Source organism: Micromonospora acroterricola (genome assembly GCF_003172955.1).
In the GTDB taxonomy this organism is placed as follows: Bacteria; Actinomycetota; Actinomycetes; order Mycobacteriales; family Micromonosporaceae; genus Micromonospora; species Micromonospora acroterricola.
In genome coordinates, this window is record NZ_QGKR01000055.1 from 1 (window position 1) to 5,180 (window position 5,180).

Sequence of the window (5,180 nt, forward strand, 5' to 3'; positions counted from 1 at the left end):
GACTTCGGTGGTGGGGACTTCGGTGGCGGCGACTGGTGAGCGCCGCTGAGTGACACGCGAACAGGCCCCGGTCGCGAAGACCGGGGCCTGTCTCGTTGTGCCCTCGCTCAGCCGGTGTTGCGCATCCCGGCGGCGATGCCGTTCACCGTGGTGAGCAGCGCCCGCTCCAGGGCCGTACCGTCGCTCGGGGCACGCCGGCCGCCCGGCGCGGTGGCCACCGCCCGCCCGGCGGCGCCGGACTCCCGGTACTGCCGCAGCAGCGCCACCTGGAGGTGGTGCAGCGGCTCCAGGTAGGTGTCCCGCACGGCCAGGGTGCGCTGGAGCACCGGCGAGTTCTCCAGCAGCGCGGGCGAGGCGGTCACCGCCAGCACCTCCCGCTTGGTCAGCTCGTACTCCTGCTCGATCTGCTCGAAGATCGGGTGCAGCTTCTTCGGCACCAGCGTCTCGACGTACCGGCGGGCGATGCTCAGGTCGGTCTTGGTCAGCATCATCTCGACGTTCGACAGGAACGTGCGGAAGAAGTGCCAGTTGCGGTTCATCTCGGCCAGTACGTCCGCCAGGCCGGCCTCCCGGGCGGCGGCCAGCCCGGAGCCGACGCCGAACCAGCCCGGCACGATCTGCCGGGTCTGCGTCCAGCCGAACACCCACGGGATGGCCCGCAGCCCGGACAGCCCCGCGCCGGTGTTCGGGCGCTTCGCCGGCCGGGAGCCGATGTTGAGCGCGCCGAGCAGCTCGGTGGGGGTGGACGCCCAGAAGTACGCCGGCAGGTCCGGGTCCTCGACCAACGACCGGTACGACCGGAACGCCGACTCGGAGACCACGTCCATGGCGGCGTCCCAGCGTTCGAGCATCTCCGCCGGCTGCCGCGGGCCGGTGTGCAGCAGCGTCGCCTGGAGCACCGCGGCCAGGGTCAGCTCCAGGTTCTCCCGGGCCAGCGAGGGCAGGGTGTACTTGTCGGAGATCACCTCGCCCTGCTCGGTCACCTTGATCGCGCCGTCCAGCGTGCCGTACGGCTGCGCCAGGATCGCCTCGTGCGTCGGCCCGCCGCCGCGCCCCACGGTGCCGCCCCGGCCGTGGAACAGCCGCAGGTGCACCCCGTGCCGGGCGGCCACGTCACGCAGCGCCCGCTGCGCCCGGTGGATCGACCACTGGCTGGTGGTGATCCCGGCCTCCTTGTTCGAGTCCGAGTAGCCGAGCATCACCTCCTGCACGTCGCCCCGGGCCGCCACGAGCGCCCGGTACGCGGGCAGCGACAGCAACTCGTCGAGGAGCTCGCCGCCGGCGTTCAGCTCGGCCGGGGTCTCCAGCAGCGGCACGAACCCGACCCGGGCACGCCCGCTGTGCACGTCCACCAGCCCGGCCTCGCGGGCCAGCACCACCGCGGCGAGCACGTCGTCCACGCCCAGGGTCATCGAGATGATGTACGACTCGATCACCTCGGCGCCGAACCGGTCCTGCGCCTCGCGGATGGTGCCGAACACGTCGAACGTCTTGCGGGCCGGCTCGGAGAGCGGCGTGTCGACGGTGGACAGCGGCCGGCGGCCGGTCAGCTCGTCGGCGAGCAGCTTGGTGCGCTCCAGCCGGGTCAGCGCCGGGTAGTCGGAGATCTCGCCAACGGCACCGTAGAGCTGGGCGAGCACGGCGTGGTGGGCCTCGGCGTGCTCCCGGACGTCCATGGTGGCCAGGTGCAGGCCGAACGCGGAGACCGTCCGGATCGTGGAGGCCAGCCGGCCGACGGCGGTGAGCTGCCCGGAGTTGCGGGCCAGCGAGGCGCGCAGCAGCTCCAGGTCGGCGATCAGCTCGGCGGAGCCCCGGTAGTCCCGGCCCGGCACGTGCGCCGTGCCCTGCCGCAACCGCTGCCGGGTGTTGGCCAGCTTCGCCTTCACGCAGCGGGCCTTGAGCCGGTACGGCTCCTCGGCGTTGACCCGGCGGAACCGGGGCGCGACCTCGGGCAGCGCGTCCAGGTCGGCGGCGAGGCTGGCGGAGAGATCCAGCGACACACCGCGTAGCCGACGCGAGACCGAGACCTCGTTGATCAGGTGGTCCATCGCCTTCTCGGTGGCGGCGATGCCGTGCTCGTGTTGGATGGCCAGCACGTCGCGGGTCACCGCCGGGGTGACGAATGGGTTGCCGTCCCGGTCGCCGCCGATCCAGGTGCCGAAGCTCAGCGGGCGGGCCGTCGGCGAGGTCTCCACGCCGAGCGTGCGCAGCGTGTCGGCCAGGTCGTCGAGCACCTGGGGGGCGGCCTCGGCGTACAGGTCGCGCAGGTAGTAGATGGCGTTGCGGGCCTCGTCGGTCGGGTCGGGCCGGTCCAGCCGCAGCTCGTCGGTCTGCCACATCAGGTCCAGCAGCTCGGCCAGCCGGCGGTTCGCCGGGCCCTCGTCGCTGGCGCCGTAGAGGATCGCGTTGGCGGTCTCCGTGTCCAGCTCGTCGGCGATGGCCCGCAGCTTGGACAGGATCGAGCGGCGGGCCGCCTCGGTCGGGTGCGCGGTGAAGACCGGCCGGACCGCCAGCCGGCGGGCCGCGGCGGCGATCTCCTCGGCCGGCACCCCGCGCTCGGCGATCATCTTGGCCGCCTGGTCCAGCCAGCCGCCCTGCACGGCGCGGCGGCGGCGCAGGTCCCGGGCGCGGTGCACCTGCTCGGTGATGTTGGCCAGGTGGAAGTAGGTGGAGAACGCGCGGGCCAGCTTGGTGCCGGTGGTCACGTCCAGCCCGCCGAGCCGCTGCGCGGCCGCCGGGGCGTCGGTGCGGACCTGGGCGCGGATCTCCTCGACGAGGTCGAGCAGCGGGCGGCCCTCCTGGCGGGCCAGCGTCTGGCCGAGCAGGGTGCCGAGTCGGCGGATGTCGGCGCGCAGCGCGGCGTCCGGGCCGTCGTGGTCGTGCTGGTCGGTCACGATGCGCTCCTTACGTGAGTACGAAGGACAGCGCTGTCCGACTCCCTGGATGGTATCCGCGCGGGGCCGGATGGCAGGAGGGGCTCTCCGGATGGTGCGCCGTGACGCGGAACACCTCGGTGATCAGCTCAGGTCGCCCGGCGGGCGGGCGCACGGCGGCCCCGGACCAGGGTCGCGCCGAGCAACGCCACCAGCCCGAGGACCGCCCAGAGCGCGAGCCCGGTCACCGGCCAGCCGATCGAGCGCCGGTCGAAGTACACCGCCGACTTGATCAGGTCGGTGGCCAACCCGGGCACGTTCCACCGGTGCATGCCGCGCAGCCAGGTGGGCAGGAACTCGGGGGCGTAGATGCCGCCGGACCCCGGGTTGCCGAGCACCACCAGCAGCAGGATGACCAGCCCCGTGCCGAGCACGCCCAGCCAGCCCTGGACCGCGGCGGCGACCATCGCGGCGGCGAAGGCGGCCAGCATGCCGGCGCCGGCGACGGCCGGCACGTCGTGGTCCCAGACGTCCAGCACCGGCCCGACGATCACCGCGCCGACGATGCCGAGCGCCACGCTGTGCACCGCGAGGGCGCCGATCCGCAGGCCGGCGCGGCGCAGGGTGCGCGGGGCGGTGCCGACGGCGATGCCGAGCGCGGTCGACGCCAGATAACCGCCGAGGACGTACCCGACGGCCAGGTAGAACGGCACCAGCCCGCGCGGGTCGCTGCCGGCCACCGGCACCTCGTCGGTCACCCGCAGCGGCAGCCGGGCCTGCTGGGCGGCGCTGGTGAGCACCTGGACGACCAGCTCGGTGGCGGCCGGGGCGCCGGCACTGGCGGTGGTCAGGACCAGCCCGCCGTCGGGCGCGGAGCCGAGCACCGCGTACACCTCGCGGCTGGTCAGGCCGTCGTCGGCGGCGCCCGAGTCGTCGTACTCGATGGGTTTGATCTTGTGGGTGCGCTCGCGGACGGCGGCCAGGACGGTGCGCGCGGGCTGGTCGCCCATCGCCACGCCGACGGGCACGTCGCGGGCGTTGGGCTGGTGCAGCGCGCCGACGTAGGCGGCGATGAACGCGGCGGCCAGCACCAGGGTGCCGAGCAGCAGGCCGACGGTACGGGGCAGCGAGTCGCGTACCCGGACCTCCGGCGCCTCGTCCACCAGGCCAGCCTAGGGCGGCTTTTGCCCTGGTTGTGGCGTTTCTCCGGGCGGAAATCCGCTGGCCCCGACCGCTACCGTTCGATCATGGATGCGCCGCGATATCCCATCAAACCGAAGCCGGGCGACCGGGTCGCCGTCGTGTCACCCTCCGCCGGTCTGCCGGGGCTCTTCCCCCACGTGTACGAGCTGGGGCTGCGTCGGCTGCGCGAGGAGTTCGGCCTGGAGCCGGTGGAGTACCCGACCACCCGGGTGATGGGGGCCGACCCGCGCGACCTGACCGCCGCCTTCGCCGACCCGAGCATCACGGCGGTGCTCGCCACGGTCGGCGGCGACGACCTCATCACGGTCACCCCGCACCTGGACGACGACGTGCTGCGGGCCAACCCGAAGCCCTACTTCGGCTACTCCGACAACACCAACGTGCTCAACCACCTGCACCGGCTCGGGATCGTGGCGTACCACGGCGGGTCGGTGCTGGTGCACCTCGGCCGGCCGGGCGCGCCGCACCCGCTGACGTTCGACTCGCTGCGCGCGGCGCTCTTCACCACCGACTGGTACGACCTCACCCCGGCCACCGAGTGGGGCGACGAGCCGCGCGACTGGCGTGACCCGGCGACGCTCACCGAGGAGCCGGCGATGCTGCCGGGGGAGGGCTGGCACTGGCAGGGGCCGGCGCGGGTGGTGCGCGGACGCACCTGGGGTGGCAACCTGGAGGTGCTCAACTGGCTGCTCGCCGCCGACCGGGTCGCCCCGACGGCGTCGCTGGCCGGCTCGGTGCTGCTGATCGAGACCTCGCAGGAACTGCCCTCGGCCACCGAGGTGTACCGGATCCTGCGCACCATCGGCGAGCGCGGCCTGCTCGCCGGCTTCCCGGCGGTGCTGGTCGGCCGGGCCAAGGCGTGGGACTTCGACCGGCCGCACACCCTCGACGAACGCCGGACGTACGCGGAGACGCAACGGGCGGCGGTGACCCGGGCCTGCGCCGAGTACGCCCCCGACGCGGTGCTGGTCTTCGACATCGACGTCGGCCACACCGACCCGCAGCTGATCATCCCGTACGGCGGAGAGGTGCTGGTCGACGCGGAGGCCCGGCGCATCGCGGTCCGCTACTGACGCCCTCCGCCCCGCGCCGACAACCCCGCAC

General features: G+C 73.7%; 3 protein-coding genes. 1 reads left to right on the forward strand and 2 read right to left on the reverse strand.

The features are described from left to right. Positions 1 to 107: 107 nt before the first annotated feature. Both ppc and DKT68_RS00765 read right to left on the reverse strand, forming a co-directional pair. A complete protein-coding gene (ppc, locus tag DKT68_RS00760) occupies positions 108 to 2,894 on the reverse strand; it encodes a phosphoenolpyruvate carboxylase (protein ID WP_109815514.1) in 2,787 nt (928 codons plus the stop codon). A gap of 128 nt (positions 2,895 to 3,022) precedes the next feature. Next, positions 3,023 to 4,036, reverse strand: coding sequence for a YhgE/Pip domain-containing protein (locus DKT68_RS00765; protein ID WP_109815515.1), 1,014 nt, complete (start codon positions 4,034 to 4,036; stop codon positions 3,023 to 3,025). 84 nt (positions 4,037 to 4,120) lie between these two features. Here DKT68_RS00765 and DKT68_RS00770 point away from each other — a divergent pair, with 84 nt between their 5' ends. Then, a complete protein-coding gene (locus DKT68_RS00770; RefSeq protein ID WP_109815516.1) occupies positions 4,121 to 5,149 on the forward strand; it encodes a S66 family peptidase in 1,029 nt (342 codons plus the stop codon). Positions 5,150 to 5,180 lie beyond the last annotated feature (31 nt).